The sequence below is a fragment of the Rosenbergiella collisarenosi genome, assembly GCF_018494085.1.
GTDB lineage: Bacteria > Pseudomonadota > Gammaproteobacteria > Enterobacterales > Enterobacteriaceae > Rosenbergiella > Rosenbergiella collisarenosi.
This window is the reverse complement of the sequence record NZ_JABBFP010000003.1, coordinates 159,440-180,926: the sequence shown is the minus strand read 5'-3', so window position 1 is coordinate 180,926 and position 21,487 is coordinate 159,440. Positions and strand designations below refer to the sequence as shown.

The 21,487-nt window shown below is 48.1% G+C and carries 23 protein-coding genes; 9 read left to right on the top strand and 14 right to left on the bottom strand.

Translation table 11 applies throughout. The annotated features are described in order from the left end of the window. Positions 1–38: 38 nt before the first annotated feature. Positions 39–1,208 (bottom strand): purine nucleoside transporter PunC, encoded by a 1,170-nt coding sequence (punC, locus tag HGT70_RS06560; protein ID WP_071434987.1) that lies wholly within the window; start codon positions 1,206–1,208, stop codon positions 39–41. A gap of 101 nt (positions 1,209–1,309) precedes the next feature. Between punC and punR the strand changes: the two genes are divergently transcribed. After that, positions 1,310–2,230, top strand: coding sequence for a DNA-binding transcriptional activator PunR (gene punR, locus HGT70_RS06555; RefSeq protein ID WP_214195341.1), 921 nt, complete (start codon positions 1,310–1,312; stop codon positions 2,228–2,230). Here punR and purR read toward each other — a convergent pair. Together purR and HGT70_RS06545 are read right to left on the bottom strand one after the other, a co-directional pair. Beyond that, positions 2,211–3,236, bottom strand: coding sequence for an HTH-type transcriptional repressor PurR (gene purR / locus HGT70_RS06550; protein WP_214195340.1), 1,026 nt, complete (start codon positions 3,234–3,236; stop codon positions 2,211–2,213). The genes punR and purR overlap by 20 nt on opposite strands. Before the next feature lie 207 nt (positions 3,237–3,443). After that, positions 3,444–4,235, bottom strand: a complete 792-nt coding sequence (locus tag HGT70_RS06545) for a C40 family peptidase (RefSeq protein ID WP_214195339.1) — start codon at positions 4,233–4,235, stop codon at positions 3,444–3,446. A 345-nt stretch (positions 4,236–4,580) separates the two neighbouring features. On the opposite strand from HGT70_RS06545, the gene HGT70_RS06540 reads away from it, so the two are divergent. Then, positions 4,581–4,913, top strand: a complete 333-nt coding sequence (locus HGT70_RS06540) for a Grx4 family monothiol glutaredoxin (RefSeq protein ID WP_071430233.1) — start codon at positions 4,581–4,583, stop codon at positions 4,911–4,913. 15 nt (positions 4,914–4,928) lie between these two features. Here the strand turns inward: HGT70_RS06540 and rnt are convergent, their stop codons facing one another. From rnt to nemA, 3 genes are all read right to left on the bottom strand, one after another. After that, a complete protein-coding gene (gene rnt, locus HGT70_RS06535; RefSeq protein WP_071430231.1) occupies positions 4,929–5,606 on the bottom strand; it encodes a ribonuclease T in 678 nt (225 codons plus the stop codon). Positions 5,607–5,682: 76 nt separating this feature from the next. Next, positions 5,683–6,093, bottom strand: a complete 411-nt coding sequence (gloA, locus tag HGT70_RS06530) for a lactoylglutathione lyase (protein WP_071430229.1) — start codon at positions 6,091–6,093, stop codon at positions 5,683–5,685. A 39-nt stretch (positions 6,094–6,132) separates the two neighbouring features. Beyond that, positions 6,133–7,245: an N-ethylmaleimide reductase gene (gene nemA, locus HGT70_RS06525; RefSeq protein WP_071430227.1), complete on the bottom strand. Its 1,113-nt coding sequence runs from the start codon at positions 7,243–7,245 to the stop codon at positions 6,133–6,135. Positions 7,246–7,378: 133 nt separating this feature from the next. Here nemA and HGT70_RS06520 point away from each other — a divergent pair, with 133 nt between their 5' ends. Further along, positions 7,379–7,618 (top strand): DUF1289 domain-containing protein, encoded by a 240-nt coding sequence (locus tag HGT70_RS06520; RefSeq protein ID WP_214195338.1) that lies wholly within the window; start codon positions 7,379–7,381, stop codon positions 7,616–7,618. Here HGT70_RS06520 and HGT70_RS06515 read toward each other — a convergent pair. From HGT70_RS06515 to HGT70_RS06505, 3 genes are read right to left on the bottom strand one after another with little or no spacing between them, the layout of a single operon-like run. Further along, positions 7,610–9,625, bottom strand: coding sequence for an FUSC family protein (locus tag HGT70_RS06515; protein ID WP_071430225.1), 2,016 nt, complete (start codon positions 9,623–9,625; stop codon positions 7,610–7,612). The two genes, HGT70_RS06520 and HGT70_RS06515, sit on opposite strands and share 9 nt — an antisense overlap. Beyond that, positions 9,625–10,491 carry an efflux RND transporter periplasmic adaptor subunit gene (locus HGT70_RS06510; RefSeq protein ID WP_071430223.1) on the bottom strand — a complete coding sequence of 289 codons (867 nt, stop codon included), beginning with the start codon at positions 10,489–10,491 and terminating at the stop codon, positions 9,625–9,627. The genes HGT70_RS06515 and HGT70_RS06510 overlap by 1 nt, the downstream gene beginning before the upstream one ends. Before the next feature lie 11 nt (positions 10,492–10,502). Further along, a complete protein-coding gene (locus tag HGT70_RS06505; protein ID WP_157725292.1) occupies positions 10,503–10,739 on the bottom strand; it encodes a DUF1656 domain-containing protein in 237 nt (78 codons plus the stop codon). A gap of 139 nt (positions 10,740–10,878) precedes the next feature. Between HGT70_RS06505 and slyA the strand changes: the two genes are divergently transcribed. Continuing rightward, positions 10,879–11,322 (top strand): transcriptional regulator SlyA, encoded by a 444-nt coding sequence (slyA, locus tag HGT70_RS06500; protein WP_214195337.1) that lies wholly within the window; start codon positions 10,879–10,881, stop codon positions 11,320–11,322. Between the two features lie 110 nt (positions 11,323–11,432). Here slyA and HGT70_RS06495 read toward each other — a convergent pair whose 3' ends face one another. After that, positions 11,433–11,912 (bottom strand): outer membrane lipoprotein, encoded by a 480-nt coding sequence (locus HGT70_RS06495; protein WP_071430219.1) that lies wholly within the window; start codon positions 11,910–11,912, stop codon positions 11,433–11,435. A gap of 210 nt (positions 11,913–12,122) precedes the next feature. Between HGT70_RS06495 and anmK the strand changes: the two genes are divergently transcribed. The 5 genes from anmK (at position 12,123) to uhpT (ending at position 17,775) form a co-directional block, all read left to right on the top strand. Continuing rightward, positions 12,123–13,244, top strand: coding sequence for an anhydro-N-acetylmuramic acid kinase (anmK, locus tag HGT70_RS06490; RefSeq protein ID WP_071430217.1), 1,122 nt, complete (start codon positions 12,123–12,125; stop codon positions 13,242–13,244). A 34-nt stretch (positions 13,245–13,278) separates the two neighbouring features. After that, the gene (gene pdxH / locus HGT70_RS06485; protein WP_071430215.1) at positions 13,279–13,938 is read left to right on the top strand and encodes a pyridoxamine 5'-phosphate oxidase; all 660 of its coding nucleotides are present in this window, start codon (positions 13,279–13,281) and stop codon (positions 13,936–13,938) included. 129 nt (positions 13,939–14,067) lie between these two features. Then, positions 14,068–15,342 (top strand): tyrosine--tRNA ligase, encoded by a 1,275-nt coding sequence (gene tyrS / locus HGT70_RS06480; RefSeq protein WP_214195336.1) that lies wholly within the window; start codon positions 14,068–14,070, stop codon positions 15,340–15,342. Between the two features lie 51 nt (positions 15,343–15,393). Then, a complete protein-coding gene (gene pdxY / locus HGT70_RS06475) occupies positions 15,394–16,254 on the top strand; it encodes a pyridoxal kinase PdxY (RefSeq protein WP_214195335.1) in 861 nt (286 codons plus the stop codon). 135 nt (positions 16,255–16,389) lie between these two features. Next, positions 16,390–17,775, top strand: coding sequence for a hexose-6-phosphate:phosphate antiporter (gene uhpT, locus HGT70_RS06470; protein WP_214195334.1), 1,386 nt, complete (start codon positions 16,390–16,392; stop codon positions 17,773–17,775). Between the two features lie 35 nt (positions 17,776–17,810). On the opposite strand, the gene dtpA is transcribed toward uhpT, so the two are convergent. The 4 genes from dtpA to rsxG form a co-directional block, all read right to left on the bottom strand. After that, the gene (gene dtpA, locus HGT70_RS06465; RefSeq protein ID WP_214195333.1) at positions 17,811–19,292 is read right to left on the bottom strand and encodes a dipeptide/tripeptide permease DtpA; all 1,482 of its coding nucleotides are present in this window, start codon (positions 19,290–19,292) and stop codon (positions 17,811–17,813) included. A gap of 235 nt (positions 19,293–19,527) precedes the next feature. Continuing rightward, positions 19,528–20,160 (bottom strand): endonuclease III, encoded by a 633-nt coding sequence (gene nth, locus HGT70_RS06460; protein WP_214195332.1) that lies wholly within the window; start codon positions 20,158–20,160, stop codon positions 19,528–19,530. After that, positions 20,157–20,858: an electron transport complex subunit E gene (locus HGT70_RS06455; protein ID WP_071430207.1), complete on the bottom strand. Its 702-nt coding sequence runs from the start codon at positions 20,856–20,858 to the stop codon at positions 20,157–20,159. The genes nth and HGT70_RS06455 overlap by 4 nt, the downstream gene beginning before the upstream one ends. Then, a complete protein-coding gene (rsxG, locus tag HGT70_RS06450; RefSeq protein WP_071430205.1) occupies positions 20,851–21,486 on the bottom strand; it encodes an electron transport complex subunit RsxG in 636 nt (211 codons plus the stop codon). The genes HGT70_RS06455 and rsxG overlap by 8 nt, the downstream gene beginning before the upstream one ends. Position 21,487 lies beyond the last annotated feature (1 nt).

Genomic DNA, 21,487 nt, shown 5'->3' with positions numbered 1-21,487 from the left:
AGAGTTCAATACACAAAAAGTGGGATGTTGACGACCGATCAGTCAGCAGAGTCTGTGCGTGAGTATTGGCAAAAATAGCCGACGAATGCCAAAAGCGCGGTGGTGGCCATTGCAGTCACTGTAACCGTTAAGACATGCGATATATGGGACGATACCCACAAGCTGAAGATAAAGCATAATCCTAGTTGTACAAAATTCTGCACGGAGGCGGCCTTACCGCTATGCGCTGGGAAGACTTTTAAGGCCTTAGAGACCACTATGGGATAAATAGCCCCGTTCGACATCGCCATCAAGCTGAAAGGAACCAGCAGTAGGGTGAGGGACGGTGTCATCCACCATCCCACGATCATTAACGCCAATACACTCAAACAGTAAACCAATAGTAACCAAGGCAGAAGTTGGTCGCCGGTAAAACGATTTAATAACGCCCGGCAACCAAAGCCACCGATTAAGAAAGTGACCGTTTGTGGAAGGTAGCTGAGGCCAATCTCGCTTGGCGTTAAGCCCAACTGCCCCATAATAAAGGGTGAGCCGGTTAACCAAGCAAAGAAACTCGCCGAACAGGCGGCGTAAATCAGGATATTCCCGATAAAGGTCGGCTGCAACAGCAATTGCTGGTAAGGAAGGCTTTTGATGTCCTCAGTGTGGCTCGGGCGTTGAGCCGGGATGAGATAACAGGTCAACACCAATAATAACCCGCCGAGCAATGCCAGCGTCAAAAAGATTGCTTGCCAGTCGAAATGATTGATTAACCAAGCGCCAAGTAGCGGTGCGAGAGCGGGCGACAGCGCAACAAGAGGCATGATCGCGGCGAACATTTTATGCGCTTTCTCTTTGGGAAAGTGGTCAAGAACTAAAGACTGCCAGCACACTGCAGCCGCACAAACTCCTGTGGCTTGAAGAAACCGCAATACGAGTAACACCCTTGCATCGCTGACCCACGCGACCGCCAAACAGCTTAGTGTAAAGAGTGCAAGCCCACAGCACAGTACCGACCGACGGCCAATTTTATCAGATAGCGGCCCCCAAAAAAGTTGTGCACAGCAAAAGCCGGCGAGAAACAGACTTAGACTCGCGCTGACCTTATTAGCTGTAGTACTTAGTGATTCCTGGATCGCCGTAAATGCTGGCAGATACATATCGGTGGCAAGAAATCCAAGCATGCTCAGTAAAGCCAAATAAACAAAGAAGAGTTTAGGATGTTGCATGGTAAGTCCCAGTATAAAGAATCCGGCGAGTGTAAAAGGGTGCATAGTTATTTGTAAAACGGTAATATTTGCCATCATCCATCAAAAAAATTGAAAGCAAAATGTGGTCAGAGTATACCTTAACCGTTATCGATAGCGTGGCAAGAAATGGAAGCTTCTCTGGCGCGGCTCAGGAGCTACATCGTGTACCCTCGGCCATAAGCTATTCGGTCAAGCAAGTCGAAGAGTGGTTAGCCACGGCGCTTTTCGAGCGCCGTCATCGGGACGTGGTATTAACCGCTGCGGGCAAGCATTTTCTGACAGAAGCACGTGGTGTTATCAAAAAAATGAATGGCACGCGCCAGCAGTGCCAACAGCTTGCTAATGGGTGGCGTGGGCACTTTTCCATTGCAATAGATAGGATCGTCAAACAAACGCGCGTCGAGCAGCTGGTAGTCGATTTTTACCAGCATTTTCCCGATATTGAGCTGCATATTAATGATGAGGTATTCAATGGGGTATGGGATGCACTGGCTGATGGACGTGTCGATATGGCTATCGGTGCTACACAGGCTGTTCCTGTGTCTGAACGCTTTACAGTGCGAGATATGGGTAAGTTATCGTGGAGCTGCGTTGTGGTCAACGGGCACCCGCTTCATATGCAGGAAGACCTCAGTGAAGATGAACTGCGCGCTTGGCCGTCACTCGTTATCGAGGATACCTCGCGAGTACTCCCTAGGCGCGACACGTGGACACTGGACAACCAACGCAGACTCGTCGTCCCTAACTGGCAGGTGGGACTGCGCTGTGTACTCGCAGGGCAGTGTGTGGCGATGATGCCTACTCACATAGCGTCGCCCTTATTGGCTGAGGGGAGGTTAGTGAGTTTACCCATCAGTTTTCCTGATAGCCCTTGTTGTCTAAGCTGGCGGGAGAATCGCTTTTCACCCGCCTTACAATGGGCCTTAGAGTATCTAGGGAGCACTACCACGTTACATCAAGAGTGGCTAGCGTCGCCTTTGATTAACGGCGGTAATCGATAAATGGGCCATCAGTGACTGAGCGACGCTCAACGAGTTGCGGGTGAATTTCGAGGCGTTGTGCTTCATCGCGTTTATTAACGATACGATCGAGCAGCATTTCAAGCGCCTTCTCGCCCAATTCGATTTTGGGTTGGTGAATGGTGGTGAGCGCCGGGGTGAAGAAGCGCGAATTACGTATATTATCGTAACCGATCACCGAAATATCCTGCGGAACACTCAGGCCCTGTTCATTGGCTGCGCAGATAGCCCCCATCGCCATCACATCGCCACCACAAAATACAGCAGTCGGCCTCTGTGGCTGTGACAAAATCTGCTGCATAGCGTTATAGCCTGATTCAGACTCGAAATCGCCCTGAACTATCCACTCATCGCGCGGCGTAATGCCGGCATCCTCTAATGCTTTGATGAATCCCGCGAGGCGCCCCCCACCGGTATGACGCTCCATTTGCCCTGGAATACAACCAATATCGCGATGACCGCGTTCTAGTAAATAGCGCGCAGCTAAGTGGCCGCCAGCAAAAGCATTATCTTCAACCGTATCAGTGAAACTAGCTTGTGAACTTCCCCAATCCATTACCACCATTGGCATTTGGCTATGCGCTTCCAATATCTTTAGGAGAGAGTCGGGATATTCAGCACACATCACCATTAATCCGTCTACACGCTTTTGTGCCATCATCGAAAGGTACGCGCGTTGTTTATCGAAATCAGTATGCGCGTTAGCGAGTAACAGCGTATAGCCATGTTCGAAGCATTTCTTTTCGATAGCTTCAATAATCTCTGCCCAGTAAGGTGCTTCTACTGAGGTCGATAGTAAGCCGATGGTCTTAGTCGTGTTAACTTTTAAGCTGCGTGCAACGGCGCTAGGAGAATAATGTAAGGTATTAATTGCCTCCCATACCGTCTGTTGCGTCTGTTCGGCAACAAACCGTGTTTTGTTGATGACATGAGAAACAGTGGTGGTGGAAACCCCGGCGAGTTTTGCTACATCTTTGATCGTTGCCATAAGGGGCATTCTCCTAGGAAAGCGTTTGCGTGTTGCGCAACTAAAAATAAAGGGGGTGGATTCTAGCAGGCTGTTGGCGGTAAAACGAGCTTTTTGCGCAACAATGCAAAAGTGTTTTTGCCGAGGAGGTCGGTTAGCGAAAGAGAAACAGTACGCAGGACATAAAAAAACCCCGACGTGCGGGGCCTATTGAAATAGCGAGAGAGGCTAGCGTACGGAGCTGGGAGTCATCACCCTACGTGCACCAATATAGTGTTTTTGCCAGTATTCGCCCGTAAGATCGGTGATTTGGATATCTTTGCCGGTACGCGGTGATTGGATAAATTTACCATTGCCTACGTAGACTCCAACGTGGTCAGCGGCGCCGCGACGGTGGATCCTGAAGAAAACTAAATCGCCTTTTTGCAGGGAGTTTCTTTTCACAGGCGCTGCGTCACGTAAGTGGTACATCTCATTAGCGGTACGAGGGATCTTAAATTTCACTAAGTCTTTATAGGCATAGTACACCAAGCCACTACAATCAAAGCCAGTGTGTGGAGAGGTGCCCCCCCATTGATAAGGCTTACCCAGTTGATTCATTAATTTACTCATCGCAGTCTGGCGCGCTTTTTGATATTTCTGATGGTGGGTAGCACTCATCACCATTGCAGCGGAAGTTGGAGAGGCGATACGCGTATTGTGTCGGGCAAGCACTTTCTGGCCGGCATAGAATTTCTTTCTCGTTAAGCGTGCGTTGGCCAATTTATGTGATTTAGATGAGCGTGTAGTAGACGCTTTAGTCGAACTTCTAGCAATGTGCTTAATTTTCTGGGGTTGGGGGTGTTTGGAACGTTTAGAGGCTGTTTTTATCGGTTTTCGCTTACGGCGAGTATCATCCGCAGCCACTTTTTTTACAGATTTGTGGGCGGTTGCATTAAGATGCCGATGCGGAGCCGCTTCAGCGATATTGAAAAAAAGCTGCATAAAAGCAAGAATTGAAAGCGTAATTATTAGCCGCATAGTTATTATTTAGTCAGTGATGTACTCAAAAAAGAGTCAGTGAGTAAAAAAACCTCTGACAGTGTCGTCAGCCCCATAAGCCATTCTAATCCAGAACTTTTCGAAAAGTTAAGCTAGAATTTTAATAAATCTGTTACTAAGCATGAGTGTCCTGCCCAGTTATCCTCTATTTCGTCTATGGTAGGGGAAATAGGGACCTTTTATGTGATCTTAATCACATTATTAGTGGTGATTAAGAAAATTCTTACTCCGAGAGCCATTTGCGGGATATCACCTCAGGCTATTTCACTCTATGCACGATAAACGCTACAATACCTGAAACTACGTAGTCGTTAAGGAAGCAAAATGAGCACTCTTGAAAAAATTAAGACACAAATTTCTGAAAACCCAATTCTTCTTTATATGAAAGGGTCACCAAAATTACCGAGCTGTGGTTTTTCTGCACAAGCGGTTCAAGCGCTATCCGGCTGTGGTGAGCGTTTCGCTTACGTAGATATCCTACAGAATCCAGATATCCGTGCTGAGCTGCCTGCTTATGCGAACTGGCCTACCTTCCCACAACTTTGGGTAGACGGTGAGCTGGTAGGGGGCTGTGATATTATCATGGAAATGTACCAGCGGGGGGAACTGCAGCCACTTATTAAAGAGACTGCAGATAAATATCGCGAAGCAGAATAATTTGTTCTGACAGTATTATAGTGGTGGGCAGGTTTCCACCACTTCTGATGCCTCTTCGTTAATAGGTAACGGCCAGCCGCCTAATCGCTTCCACCTATTGACTAACTCGCAGAATAAGCTCGTCGTCTGTTCAGTATCATAGAGTGCGCTATGCGCTTGTTCGCTATCAAAACTAATCCCCGCACTAATGCAGGCCTTAGCTAGCACCGTTTGCCCTAACACCAAGCCACTCAGCGCGGCGGTATCGAAGGTGGCAAAAGGATGAAATGGGTTGCGTTTTAAGCTTGCGCGCTGTGCAGCAGCCATCGTAAAGCTATGATCGAAGTGTGCATTGTGCGCCACGATCACCGCCCGGGAACAATCCGCCTCTTTCATACCTTTTCTTACCATCTTAAAAATAGCGTGAAGCGCATCATATTCGCTGACGGCGTGTCGCTCAGGGTCATCTGGGTTGATCCCAGTGAACGCTAATGCTTCAGGGTGCAAAATAGCCCCTTCAAACGGTGTGATATTAAAATGAATTTTCTGGTCTTCGACTAGCCAGCCATCCTCGTCCATTCGAACGGTTATTGCCGCAATTTCAAGCAGCGCATCTGTCTCAGCATTAAAACCGGCAGTTTCGACATCGATAACAACGGGGTAGAAGCCACGAAAGCGGTGTTTGAGCAGGTTTGGGTTGGCAGTGTCTGACATCTGTCTCTCAATAACAGTAAAAAAGGGTCGGCAAGTATGACAAAAACAGGGCTGCAACGCAGCCCTTAATCAACGATTAATCGTTATTTAGTCCAAGACCAGCGTCTTTTTTCTCGATTAATTCAATTTTGTAGCCATCAGGATCTTCGACAAAAGCAATGACCGTCTTGCCGCCTTTAACAGGACCAGCTTCACGAGTGATGTTACCACCCGCTTGACGGATACGCTCACACGTCTCTGCAGCAGAGTCGACTTCCAAGGCGATGTGTCCATATCCTTTACCAAGGTCATAACTCTCCACGCCCCAGTTATAGGTTAGCTCTAAAACAGCGCCTTCGCTTTCATCGGTGTATCCAACAAACGCTAACGTATACTTATATTCGGTATTTTCGCTAGTGCGTAGTAAGCGCATGCCGAGTATACGAGTGTAGAAGTCGACGGCACGATCTAAATCGCCGACACGGATCATTGTATGTAAAAAACGCATAAAACCTCACAACTTAACGTGTAAATAATAAGTAGGGTATCAGTTTTTCACGTCGTGCAAAAAGGGATAATCGATATATCCACGTGCATCACCGCCATAGAACGATTCTGGGTGCTGCGTGTTCAGCGGTGCATTCTGTGCGAAACGCTCCACGAGGTCAGGGTTAGCAATAAAGTCACGTCCAAAAGCGACGGCATCGATAAGTCCCTGTTTGACGAGTTCGTTACCTTTTTCCAAGGTATAGGCACCAGCACCGATAATCGTGTTGCTAAAGGCTGCCCTAACCGCTTGCCGGAATTCTGCGGTATAAGAGTTACCGCCAGCCCAGTCTGGCTCTGAGAGGTGGAGATAAGCGAGGTCGAAGCGGTTAAGCTGTTGGATTAGCCATACCGCATCCTCTTCCTCATGTGGGCCATTGCCTAGCGCTTGAAAGGTTCCGACTGGAGAAAGGCGGATCCCGATGTGGCGTGGGCCCCAAACGCGTGAAATCGCCTCGATAATTTCAAGGACAATGCGCGCACGATTTTCTCGGCTGCCACCATATTCGTCAGTCCGCTGGTTTGACTCTGGCGATAAGAAGGCATGAAGTAGGTAGCCGTGTGCAGCGTGTAACTCCAACAGGTCAAAGCCTGCTTGCTGAGCGTTAATCGCGGCCTGCTCGAAATCTTTAACAACTTGTTTAATCTGCGCCAAGCTCATCGCTTGCGGCAGAGTTGTTTCGCTGCGGTAAACCTCGCCTTGCTCATTTTTGAGCGAGGTACGCGTTTGAGAAGGCAGCGCGGAAGGAGCTTGAGGTGCCGCGCCATTAGGCTGGAGCGAGGAGTGGGAGATACGACCCGTGTGCCACAACTGGACTCCAATTTTACCCTGCTTTGCATGCACGGCTTGTGTGATTGTTTGCCAAGCAGCCACTTGTTCCGCTGTATGTAAACCCGGCGCGCCAGCATAGCCTTTAGCTTCGAAGGAAATTTGCGTAGCTTCAGTGATAATCAATCCCGCCGAGGCACGTTGTTGATAGTAAGTTTCCATCAATTTTGTCGGGATATCTCCTGGCTCTACGCTTCTTAAACGCGTTAAAGGTGCCATGAAAATACGGTTGTTAGTCGTTATTGCGCCGAGATCTAGAGGCGAAAAGAGGGACAACGTAGACATAATACTCTCCTGCTATAATAAGTGGTATGAAACACAGAGTAGATTTCGCAGCGCTGATCGACAAGAGGCAAAACCTACTATCGCACAGAACAACAAGTCGGCGTAATGACGGCCCTGAAAAGGAGCGCCAAGCATGTCACAACAACTCGAAATGTTTACGCTGCCAAATCCTTGTCGAGGACTATGCCAGACCAATTCTCGGGGATATTGCAAAGGATGTTATCGTAGTCGTGAAGAGCGTTTTGGGTGGCAAACATTCAATGACGCAGAAAAACACACTATATTACGACTCTGCACACTGAGACGGCGTGCAGCCCATCGTCCTCACGCCACTCCCCACGAAGAGGTCATCCATCAGGGGGAACTATTTTAGCTCTTGCGGGGGTAACGCATGGCTGAGCTGAGCGAGCGAGCAATAGAGCCGCCACAGAATACCGGCAAGGCGTATTGAATCTGGATCAGAGCTGGCAGCCAGCTCAGCTTGTTGGCGGGTCAATTCAGTTAACACGGATTTTAGTTGTGTCGCGTGGACACCACGTTCGCTAATAATACTCTCGAGTATTTGAAAGCAGCGGTCGCGTTGCGCCCGCAGAGCGGTAGAGGAAGTACGCCATGCGCGCAGCTCCCAGACTATGTGCGCACTATTTTGTAGGACAACGCCCCAACGCAATAGCCAAAGCTTCGCTTGAGTATTCTGGCTCGTTTTCAACTGATTTATATGGAAATAGAGCCGCGATTCAAAGTGATTAGGACTCGCTGAGGGTTTCGGGCGCAGTTGGTCGCGAAATCCGCGACGTATCGCGCGAATATGACGTAAGCTTTTGCGATCATCCGAGCTAGGGCGAATAAGAACAAACGCAAGCCAGGCAAAAATAACGCCACAGACTTTTGCAATATCCCCGTTGAGCACGGTGCCATAGTCCCAGCTAGGGGGGTTACTCACAGAAATAAACGATCCCATAAAGACGACAATCTGTCCCCAGAGTGCTGCGCGTTTGGGTAATAACAGTTTGAAAAGTTGCAAAGTCACGATAAGAGGGAATAGCACGATAAGGAGTTGCCATAGCTGGTTCACCTGCACCATTAGGCCGAATTTAATCACGAAACTGAGTACACAAAGAATTAATAATGTTTTGAGTAGTAAAGTCACGCTCGACGAGGGTGAGGGGGCGGAAGAATATAGCACGCAAGCAATTGCGGTTAGCGTTAATGCCGCTGGCCCTTGGTCCCACTGGGTATAAATTTGAAAAGTACAGCCGAGTACGATCGCAAAAAATGTTCGCCCTGCACTCAATAGTGCCTCAGCACGATCTGACTCAAGCGCTAACGCGGGCACTTTTGGCGGTCGTAATTGTTGGTTATGCTCGACATTATCGAGTAGGCGCATCCATCGCTGGACATCGAGGTAGAGCCAACAAAAATAGCGTAGCCGAGTGACGAAGGCTATCTGTCGGTAATCTCCCTGAGATATCGATGGCGTAACTGTATGAATGATCTTGGCCAATGTATGTTTCGTACACCAAGGTTGCTCCAGCTCCGTAAGCAGTGCTTCAATCGCAGTGTAGACCGTATCGGGCGCCTCCGGCCAATTCAGCAACATCCTCCGCAGACCCGACAGCACCCCGGTTAGACGAAGCTGCTGATGCAGTACGTAATTCAATACACTATTTTGTCGGCGGTAGCGGTAGTGACTCCAATACGCCTGAATACGTAGCAAATTCGTCGTAAGGATCTGGCCAATCATGGTTTCGTGAGCCGTCTGAGCGTTCTCGGCCGTCTGTTTATTGAGTAATAGACGGGCATGCTCGAGTAATCGCGATTGCATTTGCTTGAGGGTAGTCATCAGCGTATCGCCATCCGATGTACTGGGTAATAGCATCATCATCAGACCCGCGCATAATATACCGGTTATCGCTTCACAGACACGTGCTTGTGCAATATCCCACAGTTGACTGGATTCGGTAATATTGACAGTACTAAAGGCGATCAGCGCCGCAGTATAGCCCGCGAGGGAGAACGCGTAGGCGACGTTATTTTGGTGCAGGTTAGCTATCCACGTACAAAACCCGAGCCACGTGGCGAAACCGAAGGTAAATAACCAGGGGTCGTTTAGTGTATAACCCGCGATGAGGATCGCCGCCAGCGCGCCTACCAAGCTTCCTACAATACGACCTAAACTTTTACTAATCGCCCCCCCTACGGTGGGAAAACTCACTACCGCGGCCGAAGTCATGGCCCAGTAAGGTTGATCGAGATTGACGCTGTAGGCGAAGCTCAAGGCGAGACACATGGCGAGAGTGTTACGCAGTGCATAGCGCCATTGCGCGGCGGAGGCGCGAATCCAAGGCAAATTTTCCCACGCCAACCACTGCCAAGACATTACTGTGCTTCCGGATGAATAACGATAGTGCAGGTCGTACCGGCGACTAAGAGCTGTTGAGGGGGGAGTTCGGTCAGTCGAATGCGTATCGGCACACGCTGTGCTAGCCTCACCCAGGGTACGGTCGGTTTAACGTCCGGGACTAAGCTGCTGTCTGCATCGACACTCTGATCGCTGATCGCACGACCGATACTTTCTACTTTACCCTGTAGCGTAGCATTATCGCTGTACAAAGTTAGCGTAGCGTTGAGACCTGAGCGGATATTACGAAGTTTTGTCTCTTCAAAATAACCTACAGCATAAAATGATTGGCTATCGACTAAAGCGAATAAGGTAGAACCTGTATTAATATAGTCCCCTTGACGCAGATGGAAATTAGTAACCCAACCGTCAACCGGGGCAACCACTTTGGTTTGCGCCAGATTCCATTCAGCTTGATCTACGTTCGCTTTAGCGGCAAGCATACTGGCCTTCATTGCACTGGCTGACTGCCGATAACTGTCTTGATCTTCTGCAGAAATCACATTGGTCGAGAGCTGTGTTCGACGCATGGCCTCGTGTTCAGCTTTACGTAAATCAGCCTCGCTTTTAGCGAGCTGAGCTTGGGCATTCTCGAGCGCAATCTGGTAGGGGCGGGGATCTAATGCGAGGAGAAGATCGCCTTTATGTACAAATTGATTATCTTTTACGGGTAGTTGCATCAACCTTCCATCCACTTCCGCGGCGACCTTAACCATCTCCGCATGAATTTTACCGTCACGTGTCCAAGGCGATTGCATATAATAATTCCACATCCACCATGCGGCGAGTACTGCAATCGCAAAGGTAAATAGCGTTGAAAAATAGCGTAAGGCATTAAATTTCATTTAGGGTTTTCCTACGACAATCTTAGTAACGCCAACGAGGCGGAAACACAAAGAAAAAAGAGAGAGAGATCGAGCAAAGTAGGGTGCCAGACTTGGCCGGAATAAATTTTATGTCGGATTAAGGGATGGATAAGAAGCCAAAAAAAGAAACCAAGTAATACTGATTTAAAGATAGGAGGGAAGAACAACATGTCACCCACAACCAGTTCGGTCAATGCTGAGGTGAGTGGAAAGTGTGACACGTACATGATTAAATCCCTTATTAAGCTAGATAACTCTTAAACAAATTGTTGTTTTAACCGATACTTATTTGTAATTCCGAAAAGGAAAACGGAAAATAGTCTAAAACTGACTATACTACTTAGCAAACTAATTATAGGTAAAGTTATGGAATCTTCATTGGGGACAGACTTAGCAAGACTCGTACGTTTATGGCGAGCCATTATCGATAACCGCTTGAAGCCATTGGGCCTCACGCAAACTTTGTGGGTCACGCTGCACAATATACATGAGCTTCCTGCCGAACAATCGCAGATACAACTGGCAAAAGCGATAGGCATCGAGCAACCATCCTTAGTCAGAACGCTTGACCAACTCGAACATAAAGGATTAATTGTCCGCTCGGCGTGTGCCGAAGATCGTCGTGCAAAACGCATATCGTTAACTGAACAAGCAGCACCAATTATTGAACAACTCGAATCGGTTATCGTACAAAGTCGTAATGATATCCTTCAGGGGTTGTCCAGCGAAGATCGGCAGCAATTAAAGAGTTTAATCTCGCGTTTAGAAGAAAACATTGTCGAAATTCAAAAAAACGAGTTAAAAGCCTAAAATATCTCGATCATAATCTTACGCAAATACCTTTTTTCACCACCAGTGATAGAAAATACTAGATATAAAAAACCCCTCCTAAGAGGGGTTTTTTATATCTAAAACTAAAGTTAGCGGCGAGGTGAAACGGTGACTTGGCTACCGTTGGTCGCAATAGCAACGCGTTGACCGGGAGAGTAACGGGTCGCAGCTTGTTTCTGAACGACCATGATAGTATTGCCGTCATCCTTGCGGATTTCTAACTCAACACCATTCGAGGTATTAGCCGCACCCTGAACGCCTTGGCCCGCTACACCACCGAGCACAGCGCCGCCAGCGGTAGCGAGACTTCTTCCTGCGCCACCGCCGATGGTATTACCCAAGAAACCACCCAAAATTGCACCGCCGATGGCCCCGATAGCATTACTGTCGTCACCGCCTTGGATTTTGACAGGTCTTACCGAAACGAGCGTCCCGTAGGTAACATTTTGTACCTGCTTGGCTTCGTTGGCAGAGTAAACGTCGCCAGACAGTGAGTTGTCATTGACACATCCTGTAAGGGTCATAGCAACAGCCATGGCTGCAGCAACAGTTGAGAACCGTTTTAACATTTGAAACTCCTTTCAATATTGAGTGCATTATCAACTATGCAGGCATTAGAAATCTTATTAAGTATAGTACAATCTAAAACGATGATTCCAGCATAGCCACTTAGCATTAAGTTTAGCGGGAAAACATTAACAATAGCTCAATGTGTTACGACGATTTTGTTTAAATGAGTCACAGATGGGCATTGAGCCAACTTTCAGGGGAGTGGTCATATGCAAACGGGACGTTATATCGGTGTGATGTCAGGCACTAGTTTGGATGGGATAGATGTTGTCCTCGCAGCAATCGATCAAAATATAGTGGCCTTACAGGCTAGCTATTGTCATCCCATGCCGTTGGAAATCCGCGAACAAATATTGGGTGTCAATCAGGGGCAATCTGTTACGTTGTCACAGGTGGGGCAGCTTGATACCCGATTAGGTCGGCTATTTAGCGAGGCCGTCCTGCAGCTGATGTCGCAAGAAGGCTTGTCTGCGCAAGACATCGTTGCAATAGGTTGTCATGGACAAACTGTCTGGCACGAGCCGCAGGGCGACGCTCCCTTTAGCCTACAGTTGGGCGACAATAATACTATCGCGACGCGAACTGGGGTTACCGTGGTAGGAGACTTCCGCCGACGAGATATGGCTCTAGGAGGGCAAGGGGCACCGTTGGTACCAGCCTTTCACCGCGCCTTACTCACCCATCCCTATGAACGGCGAGTTATTTTGAATATCGGGGGTATCGCCAACGTATCATTGCTCTCTCCTGGGGAAATGGTGAGAGGGTTTGATACTGGGCCCGGAAATATACTCATGGATGCCTGGATGTGGCATCACCATCAGCGTCGTTACGATAAAGACGGGCAATGGGCAGAGTCTGGTCAGGTCGACCAGGCATTGTTAAATGTGATGCTCGACGACCCTTGGTTCAAACGCCCCGTACCGAAAAGCACTGGCCGGGAGTATTTCAATTTTAGATGGATTGAAAATAAACTCGCACACTTCGCCGCGATCGCTCCGGAAGACGTTCAGGCTACTTTATTAGCCCTTACCGCGATAAGCGTGACAGACTTGATAAAACAGCAAGGTGAGTGGCATCGGTTACTGGTCTGTGGCGGCGGTGGGCATAATATGGCCTTGATGAAATATATTGCGAAGCTGTTACCCAATACTCAAGTGGGGCTGACCGATGAAGTCGGGATTAGCAGCGATGATATGGAAGCACTAGCCTTCTCGTGGTTAGCTTACCGTACTGTCTCTGGACTGCCTGGAAATCTACCTGCTGTGACCGGTGCGAAGGATTTTACTGTGCTAGGCGCGATTTTCCCTGCGAATCCACTGAGTACACGATAACCTGATTTATCACCAATGTATAAGCGAGTGAGTTATGAGCCAAGACCATGATTCTTTTTCAAGATTAACCGACATACGCCGTGAGTATACTCTTGGCGGGCTACGCCGTGAAAATTTACCCGAAACACCCATCGAGTTGTTTAATCAGTGGTTGCAGCAGGCCTGTGAGGCACAGTTACCCGATCCGACAGCCATGTGTGTCGCGACAGTCGACCAGCAAGGCCAACCTTACCAACGCATTGTTTTACTCAAGCATGTTGATGAGCAAAGTATGACGTTTTATACCAACCTAGGGAGCCGTAAAGCGCAACATTTGCAGGAAAATAATCGTATTTCGCTGCATTTCCCGTGGTACTTCTTAGAAAGACAAGTCATGGTTATCGGTCGGGCAGAGAAGCTACCCGTGTCTACGGTAATGAAATATTTCCATTCGCGTCCCTTTGAAAGTCAAATCGGAGCTTGGGTGTCAAAACAGTCCAGTCGGATCTCAGGGCGTAGCCTACTCGAAACGGCTTTTATGCAGATGAAGCAAAAGTATCAGCAAGGGGAGGTCCCATTACCCAGTTTTTGGGGGGGCTATCGTGTCGCGATTGAGGCAGTTGAATTCTGGCAGGGAGGAAAACATCGGCTTCACGACCGATTTATCTATCAAAAACAGGATGATTGCTGGAAAATCGATCGCCTTGCGCCATAACTCGTAAATTAATGCGTTCAGAGCTGGAACCTTTGGGCATAGCGAATTATTCTATGGCGCTTACTTTATTCGCCGGTGGCGGAAACTGTGTACCAGTTTAGGTGCAGACTGTTCAACGTGGAGTCATTAATGACCAGTAGTAACCTTATCCAACAATTGCAAGAAAGAGGGCTGATCGCCCAGGTAACGGATGAAAAGGCGTTATCAGAGCGACTGGCACAAGGGCCTATTGCACTGTATTGCGGCTTCGATCCTACCGCAGATAGCTTGCATCTGGGGCATTTGGTGCCACTGCTTTGTCTGAAACGTTTTCAAGACGCAGGTCATAAACCTGTCGCTCTCGTTGGAGGGGCGACCGGACTAATCGGTGACCCAAGCTTCAAAGCGGCTGAGAGGAAGTTAAATACGGAAGACACTGTTCAAGAGTGGGTAGAAAAAATCCGCCGTCAAGTCTCACCTTTCCTCGATTTCGCCTGCGGCGAAAATAGCGCCATCGCCGCCAATAACTACGATTGGTTCGGCGGAATGAACGTCTTAACCTTTCTGCGTGATATTGGTAAGCACTTCTCCGTTAACCAAATGATTAATAAAGAAGCGGTGAAACAGCGTTTAAACCGCGAAGATCAAGGGATCTCCTACACTGAATTCTCGTATAACCTCCTGCAAGGTTACGACTTCGCCTGCCTGAATAAGCAATACGGTGTGGCATTGCAGATTGGCGGTTCCGATCAGTGGGGAAATATCACCTCGGGCATCGACTTAACTCGCAGAATGCATCAGAACCAAGTATTTGGCCTAACGGTACCGCTAATCACTAAGTCGGATGGAACTAAATTTGGCAAAACAGAAGGCGGTGCGGTGTGGTTAGACCCGATTAAAACCAGCCCCTACAAGTTCTACCAATTTTGGATCAACACAGCAGACGCTGATGTGTATCGCTTCCTGAAGTTCTTCACATTTATGAGTATCGAAGATATTCAAGCACTGGAGACGGAAGATAAGCAAAGCGGTAAAGCCCCGCGCGCCCAATATGTCCTCGCTGAGGAAGTGACACGCATGGTACATGGCGAAGCTGGATTGGAAGCCGCCAAGCGTATTACACAAAGCCTCTTTGCGGGAACCTTAAGCGATCTGACCGCCAGCGATTTTGCGCAACTCGCGCAAGACGGTATGCCAACCATCACATTAAGTGAAGAGACTGATCTACAACAAGCTCTGGTCGCGGCAGAATTGGTACCCTCTCGGGGCCAGGCGCGTACCATGATTAGCTCGAAAGCAGTTTCGGTTAACGGTAATAAGCAGGATGATACCGAGTACCGATTCACTGATAGCGATAAACTCCATGGTCGATTCACGTTATTGCGTCGAGGAAAGAAACACTACTGCCTAATCAACTGGGCATAGTAAAAGGGCCGGAAACGGCCTTTTTTTATTCATAATAATAGACATGCAAACATGAAAAATATTTTAGCAATACAATCTCATGTAGTTTATGGGCACGCCGGCAACGCGGCTGCTGAGTTTCCCATGCGCCGTATGGGCGCCAACGTATGGCCTCTTAATACCGTTCAATTCTCGAACCATACTCAGTATGGGCAGTGGACGGGTACGGTGATGCCCGCGGAGCATCTCACAGAAATTGTCCAAGGTATCGCGGCTATTGATCGGTTAAAAACCTGCGATGCGGTACTGAGTGGTTATCTCGGCTCGGCAGAACAGGGTGAGAAAATCCTGGAGATCGTCCAGCAGGTCAAAGCCGCCAATCCGAATGCCTGGTACTTTTGTGATCCGGTGATGGGGCATCCTGAAAAGGGATGTATTGTCGCACCGGGTGTCGCAGAGTTCCATTGCCAGGTCTCCTTACCGGCAAGCGATGTCATTGCGCCAAATCTATTAGAATTAGAGATGTTGAGCGGATCTTCTATTAATAATCTTGCGCAAGCCATTGAAGCAAGCCGCGCCTTAATTGCACAAGGGCCGGACGTCGTGTTAGTTAAGCACCTTTCGCGAGCCGGGTTACGTAGCGATCAATTCGAGATGCTTTTAGTGACCCAAGAAGAAGCGTTACATATTCATCGACCGCTGATTGATTTCGGCGTCAGGCAGCCAGTAGGGGTGGGGGACTTGACTAGCGGATTACTGTTAGTCAATCTGCTGCAGGGCAAGTCTTACGTGCAGGCATTGGAACATATTACCGCTGCGGTATATGGGGTGATGTTGAAAACCCATAGTATGGGAGAATATGAACTGCAGCTGGTGGCCGCTCAGGATGAGATTGCCACGCCAAGCCACCATTTCAGTGCCACACCGGTTTAGGGCAAAGAATAAAAATGTGACCTTTATCGCAACCCTAAAGGTCACCGTTCAAAAAATTTGATAGATATCAGCACTTCTCGCGGCAAGATCTCCTAGACTCACCCTTACCTTAACTCTCATGGAAGAATGGGAATCATGCTGCAATTTCTAAAACAAAAACGCCTTCCGACGCTGGACCTACCCGCCGCTGTACGTCGGAAAATGTGGTTCAAACCCTTTCTACAGTCCTATCTGGTCGTCTTTATCTGTTACATGACGATGTATTTGATCCGTAAAAATTTTAATATTGCACAAAACGATATGGTCTCAACCTATGGGTTGAGCTTAACCCAGTTAGGGCTTATCGGATTAGGATTTTCCATTACCTATGGTATAGGGAAAACTCTCCTTTCCTACTACGCCGATGGAAAAAATACCAAGCAGTTCTTACCGCTGATGCTGATTCTATCAGCGATATGTATGCTAGGGTTTAGCGCCAGCATGGGATCGGGCTCAGTTGCGCTGTGGCTGATGATCGCGTGTTACTCGTTGAGCGGCTTTTTTCAAAGTACCGGGGGCTCGTGTAGCTACTCAACCATTACGAAATGGACACCGCGTGGTAAGCGTGGCACATATCTTGGATTCTGGAATATTTCCCATAACCTTGGGGGGGCAGGTGCCGCTGGGGTCGCTTTATTAGGGGCGAACTACTTCTTCAACGGACACGTGATCGGAATGTTTATCTTCCCATCGATCATTGCGCTACTGGTCGGGGTGATAGCATTGCGTTTCGGCAATGACTCCCCAGAAGCCTATGGGTTAGGTAAGCCAGAAGAGCTATTTGACGAATCGCAAAGTGAAGAAGACGAAGAAGCCGATGATGAAAGTCTGACTAAATGGCAGATTTTCGTCACTTATGTCTTAAAGAATAAAGTTATTTGGTTGCTGTGTTTCGCCAATATTTTCCTCTATGTAGTACGCATCGGTATCGACCAATGGTCAACCGTCTATGCCTATAATGAGCTAAAACTCTCCAAAGAAGTGGCCATTCAAGGTTTTACTCTATTCGAGGCGGGCGCCCTCGTCGGTACACTACTATGGGGATTCCTCTCTGACCTTGCCCGCGGACGCAGGGCATTAGTCGCATGTATTGCGTTGATTTTTATCATCATCACCCTAGGGGTTTACCAACGAGCCACCGAAGAGTGGGTGTATCTCACCTCGCTATTCTTCCTGGGTTTTATGGTATTTGGTCCACAATTATTGATCGGTGTGGCGGCGGTAGGATTTGTACCGAAAAAAGCGATTAGTGCTGCCGACGGTATTAAAGGAACCTTTGCCTACCTAGTGGGTGATAGCTTCGCGAAGCTTGGTTTAGGGATGATCGCGGATGGACACTCAATTTTTGGGATGACTGGATGGGCTGGAACCTTTGCTGCGCTTGACGCGGCGGCAATCGGTTGTATAGCGATCATGGCTGTAGTGGCGATTCTTGAAGAGAAGAAAATTAGAGGTATCGCTAAGCGAGCGTTACAAAAATAGAGAATAAACCCGTCACAATGACGGGTTTAGTTTTACTAAGCGTTCGTGTTGCGTACCATTCGTTGTAAAAGCGGTGAAACCAACAACATCACGACGGCAATACCCAGAGTATATTGCCCAATTTGCATGAAAACGTTGCTATAGACGTGCAGTGACTGAAGCGGGTCAGTCACATTTTCTGGCACGGCCATTAGGTTAGCGACTTTCCCTGCGATCATTGCCGCCCCCGCCGTAGTCAGGAACCAAGAACCCATAATGAAGCCCATTAAGCGTTGTGGAACCAGCTGTGCCACCATGGCTAAACCTAGGCCGGAAATCATTAATTCGCCAATGCTCTGTAGCGCGTAACTGAAGATGAGCCAGTTAATCGACACAATGCCTTGTTCGCTAGCCATCTTAGCGCCTAACGGTAATACCAAGAATGCCGCCGAGCACAAGAACATGCCAATAGAGAACTTATAGGGCATCGGTAAGCGATCGCCGAGCTTGTTATAAACGATGGCAAGCAGGGGGCTCGCTAGCATGATCCAAAATGGGTTAAGTGCCTGGAATTGTTCCGGTTGAAAGGTAAAGCCTAATAATTGATGTTCGACGTTATGAATAGCGAAGAAGTTTAAGGATGTCGGCATCTGCATATAGAGTACGAAAAATACGATTGCCTCTAACATCATAATAAACGCTACAATCATCTTACGGCGGTCGGCACCTTTAAGTTGTAAGGTTTCTTTTAAGAACACCAACAGTATTCCCACTGCGATCACACCGAGAGCCATACGAGCGATATCTTGATGATGCAGAAGCCATGTTGCAAGGCTAACTAGCACCACGACACCCACTAGTGTGAGTAACAGTTTATTCCATTGCAGCGGTGCAAAATCTGGTTTTGACCCATAATCTTTAACAATACCCTTGCAGAAAATAAAGTTCAGCAAGGTGATCACTAAGCCAACCACAGAGAGTGAGAAGGCCGCGCTCCAACCATAGTTAGCTGCGAGTACCGGGGTTAACATCATCGAAACAAGAGAACCGATATTAATCGACATGTAAAACATGGTAAATGCCCCATCAATACGGGGGTCGTCTTTATCATAGCAGGTGGATAATAGAGAAGAAGGGTTAGCTTTAAAGAGACCGCTACCGACCGCGATGGTTGCCATCCCTATGTAGACGAGGGAAACTTGATGACCAGAGAACGCAATCAAGCTATAGCCTAGGGCCAAGACGATAACGCCAAGCGTGAGTACGCGTTTTGTCCCTAACACTTTATCGCCTAACCAGCCGCCGATGGCGACCATTCCATAGACGAGTGCGCTAAATGATGAGAATAGGGTAATTGAATCTGCTTCCGTCATACCAAGTTGTTTGACGAGGTACACGGCCATGATGGCTTGCAAGCCATAAAAACCAAAGCGTTCCCAGAGTTCAATAGAAAAAATTAGATAGAAGGCTATAGGCTGTTTGAATACATTCAAACTCACCTCTTCTTTATTATGATGTTGATTGTTTGCAGTAGACACATAAACCTCGGTGTTGCCAATCCTAAAACACTAGGAATTGCTATGATACGCGGGATAAACCACGAAGATTATTAATGAAAAAAAGTAACAAGAAGGTAATGTGTCCGATTATTACGGCCAGAGCAAGAAGTTTTTCTTATCTGGCTAAATAGTAATCTAACAGTGATTAGAAATGTGATAGAGCTTACAGACGATAGTAAATATGCTTAAAACTAAACCAATAGCAGAAAATATTTTATTCGGTTTTATCGCGATATTCGCAGAGATCTTCAATCAGGCAAGAACCGCAACGAGGTTTACGGGCGATACAGGTATAGCGGCCGTGAAGAATCAACCAGTGATGGCAATCAACTTTAAACTCGGCTGGAACCACTTTTAGCAGTTTTTGCTCGACGAGATCGACATTTTTACCCGGTGCGAAGTTGGTGCGATTCGCCACACGAAAAATATGGGTGTCGACGGCAATGGTCGGCCAGCCGAAAGCGGTATTCAATACGACATTTGCCGTCTTACGGCCAACGCCGGGGAGTGCTTCAAGGGCTTCGCGATTTTCAGGTACGACCCCTTGGTGCTGATCGATCAAAATCTGGCACGTTTTAATGACGTTAACGGCTTTAGTATTAAATAGTCCGATAGTCTTTATATGGCGTTTAACTCCCTCAACGCCGAGTGTAAGCATCGCAGCAGGCGTTGGAGCGTCGCCAAATAGCCCAATAGTTGCTTTATTGACGCTAACATCGGTCGCTTGTGCAGAGAGTAGTACAGCGATCAGCAGCTCAAACGGGGAATTGAAGACTAACTCAGTCGTCGGGTGAGGGTCGTTATCGCGTAGCCGAGATAATATCTCCAGACGTTTGAGTTTATTCATCCCGTTTGACCCACCGTCGTATCAGCCATTTTTGCTTGTTGCTCGGCTCGACGAGCGCTCGCTTGTTTCGTCCGTTGGTCGATTAAATATTTAACCGCCAGCAGCATTCCTAAGCCGATAAATGCACCAGGCGGTAGCATAGCTAGTAGCATAGGGGAATCGAAGTGGAAAACTTCAACCCGCAGTACTTTTGCCCAAGGGCCTAGTAGCTGATCCGCACCATTGAAGATGGTGCCATTACCGATAATTTCGCGTATAGAACCCAGCGTTACCATGGCACAGGTCGCGCCCATACCAATGGCAAAACCATCCAATGCGGAAAGACCGACATTTGCTCTTGAGGCAACGGCTTCCGCGCGGCCTACCACGATACAGTTGGTCACGATAAGCGGTATAAAGATCCCCAAAGACTGATATAAGCCGTGGGCATAGGCGTTAATCAGTTGTTGTACACAGCTCACCACGGACGCGATAATCATCACATAGATAGGGATACGTATCTCAGAGGGCATCCAGCGACGCGACAGAGATATTGAGCTGTTAGTGAGGGTGAGGACGAGTGTTGTCGCCAACCCTAATCCCAGCGCATTGGTTGCCGTCGAAGTGACGGCAAGCAGTGGGCAAAGGCCCAATAATTGGACGAGAGACGAGTTATTTTTCCACAACCCGCCGACTAGCAGCTCTTTAGCTTCACTCATGGCGTAATGCTCCACATTTTGGAAGGGTGTTAATTTTCTGCCGGAGTTCGGCAATAAATAAAGTGGTACGTTTGGTCTCGTTGACGACCGCACGTGGAGTTATTGTTGCACCGGTGAATTGATCGAAATCACCGCCATCCTTCTTAACGGCAAAGTGGCTATCTTGTGAGCCATGGATGGTTACCCCCGATAAATGGGTGATCCAGTCGGAAATACGTAACTCAATTTTATCCCCTAAACCTGGCGTTTCATGATGCTCGGTGACACGCACGCCGAGCACTTTTCCTGAAAAATCGGCACCAACGAGCATCCTGATTGCCCCAGAGTAGCCATCAGGGGCGATGGTTTCAATCGCGGCGGCAACGGGCTGGCCTGCCTTACGGGCGAGATAGAAAGGATGCGGCTGATCGTCTCCTAATACTGGGTTACTCACCAAGTAACACTCTTTTTGGAGATCATTATCATAAAGAGAAGGCGGAACCACTTGGTCGAGTAGCGTCTTCTCTTGTATTGCCATCTGCTTCGCTACCGTCGGTTTAGTCACTTCATTGACGAGTGCGGTAACACCGGTCGTTACCGCAGCAAACACAGCCAAAATCACGCCATTTTTACGAATAGTGTCTAACATA

What these genes read in the sequence shown, in the direction of transcription:
- punC (WP_071434987.1), bottom strand. Translation starts at nt 1,208, where the DNA reads ATGCAACATCCTAAACTCTTCTTTGTTTATTTGGCTTTACTGAGCATG.
- punR (WP_214195341.1), top strand. Translation starts at nt 1,310, where the DNA reads ATGTGGTCAGAGTATACCTTAACCGTTATCGATAGCGTGGCAAGAAAT.
- purR (WP_214195340.1), bottom strand. Translation starts at nt 3,236, where the DNA reads ATGGCAACGATCAAAGATGTAGCAAAACTCGCCGGGGTTTCCACCACC.
- HGT70_RS06545 (WP_214195339.1), bottom strand. Translation starts at nt 4,235, where the DNA reads ATGCGGCTAATAATTACGCTTTCAATTCTTGCTTTTATGCAGCTTTTT.
- HGT70_RS06540 (WP_071430233.1), top strand. Translation starts at nt 4,581, where the DNA reads ATGAGCACTCTTGAAAAAATTAAGACACAAATTTCTGAAAACCCAATT.
- rnt (WP_071430231.1), bottom strand. Translation starts at nt 5,606, where the DNA reads ATGTCAGACACTGCCAACCCAAACCTGCTCAAACACCGCTTTCGTGGC.
- gloA (WP_071430229.1), bottom strand. Translation starts at nt 6,093, where the DNA reads ATGCGTTTTTTACATACAATGATCCGTGTCGGCGATTTAGATCGTGCC.
- nemA (WP_071430227.1), bottom strand. Translation starts at nt 7,245, where the DNA reads ATGTCTACGTTGTCCCTCTTTTCGCCTCTAGATCTCGGCGCAATAACG.
- HGT70_RS06520 (WP_214195338.1), top strand. Translation starts at nt 7,379, where the DNA reads ATGTCACAACAACTCGAAATGTTTACGCTGCCAAATCCTTGTCGAGGA.
- HGT70_RS06515 (WP_071430225.1), bottom strand. Translation starts at nt 9,625, where the DNA reads ATGTCTTGGCAGTGGTTGGCGTGGGAAAATTTGCCTTGGATTCGCGCC.
- HGT70_RS06510 (WP_071430223.1), bottom strand. Translation starts at nt 10,491, where the DNA reads ATGAAATTTAATGCCTTACGCTATTTTTCAACGCTATTTACCTTTGCG.
- HGT70_RS06505 (WP_157725292.1), bottom strand. Translation starts at nt 10,739, where the DNA reads ATGTACGTGTCACACTTTCCACTCACCTCAGCATTGACCGAACTGGTT.
- slyA (WP_214195337.1), top strand. Translation starts at nt 10,879, where the DNA reads ATGGAATCTTCATTGGGGACAGACTTAGCAAGACTCGTACGTTTATGG.
- HGT70_RS06495 (WP_071430219.1), bottom strand. Translation starts at nt 11,912, where the DNA reads ATGTTAAAACGGTTCTCAACTGTTGCTGCAGCCATGGCTGTTGCTATG.
- anmK (WP_071430217.1), top strand. Translation starts at nt 12,123, where the DNA reads ATGCAAACGGGACGTTATATCGGTGTGATGTCAGGCACTAGTTTGGAT.
- pdxH (WP_071430215.1), top strand. Translation starts at nt 13,279, where the DNA reads ATGAGCCAAGACCATGATTCTTTTTCAAGATTAACCGACATACGCCGT.
- tyrS (WP_214195336.1), top strand. Translation starts at nt 14,068, where the DNA reads ATGACCAGTAGTAACCTTATCCAACAATTGCAAGAAAGAGGGCTGATC.
- pdxY (WP_214195335.1), top strand. Translation starts at nt 15,394, where the DNA reads ATGAAAAATATTTTAGCAATACAATCTCATGTAGTTTATGGGCACGCC.
- uhpT (WP_214195334.1), top strand. Translation starts at nt 16,390, where the DNA reads ATGCTGCAATTTCTAAAACAAAAACGCCTTCCGACGCTGGACCTACCC.
- nth (WP_214195332.1), bottom strand. Translation starts at nt 20,160, where the DNA reads ATGAATAAACTCAAACGTCTGGAGATATTATCTCGGCTACGCGATAAC.
- HGT70_RS06455 (WP_071430207.1), bottom strand. Translation starts at nt 20,858, where the DNA reads ATGAGTGAAGCTAAAGAGCTGCTAGTCGGCGGGTTGTGGAAAAATAAC.
- rsxG (WP_071430205.1), bottom strand. Translation starts at nt 21,486, where the DNA reads ATGTTAGACACTATTCGTAAAAATGGCGTGATTTTGGCTGTGTTTGCT.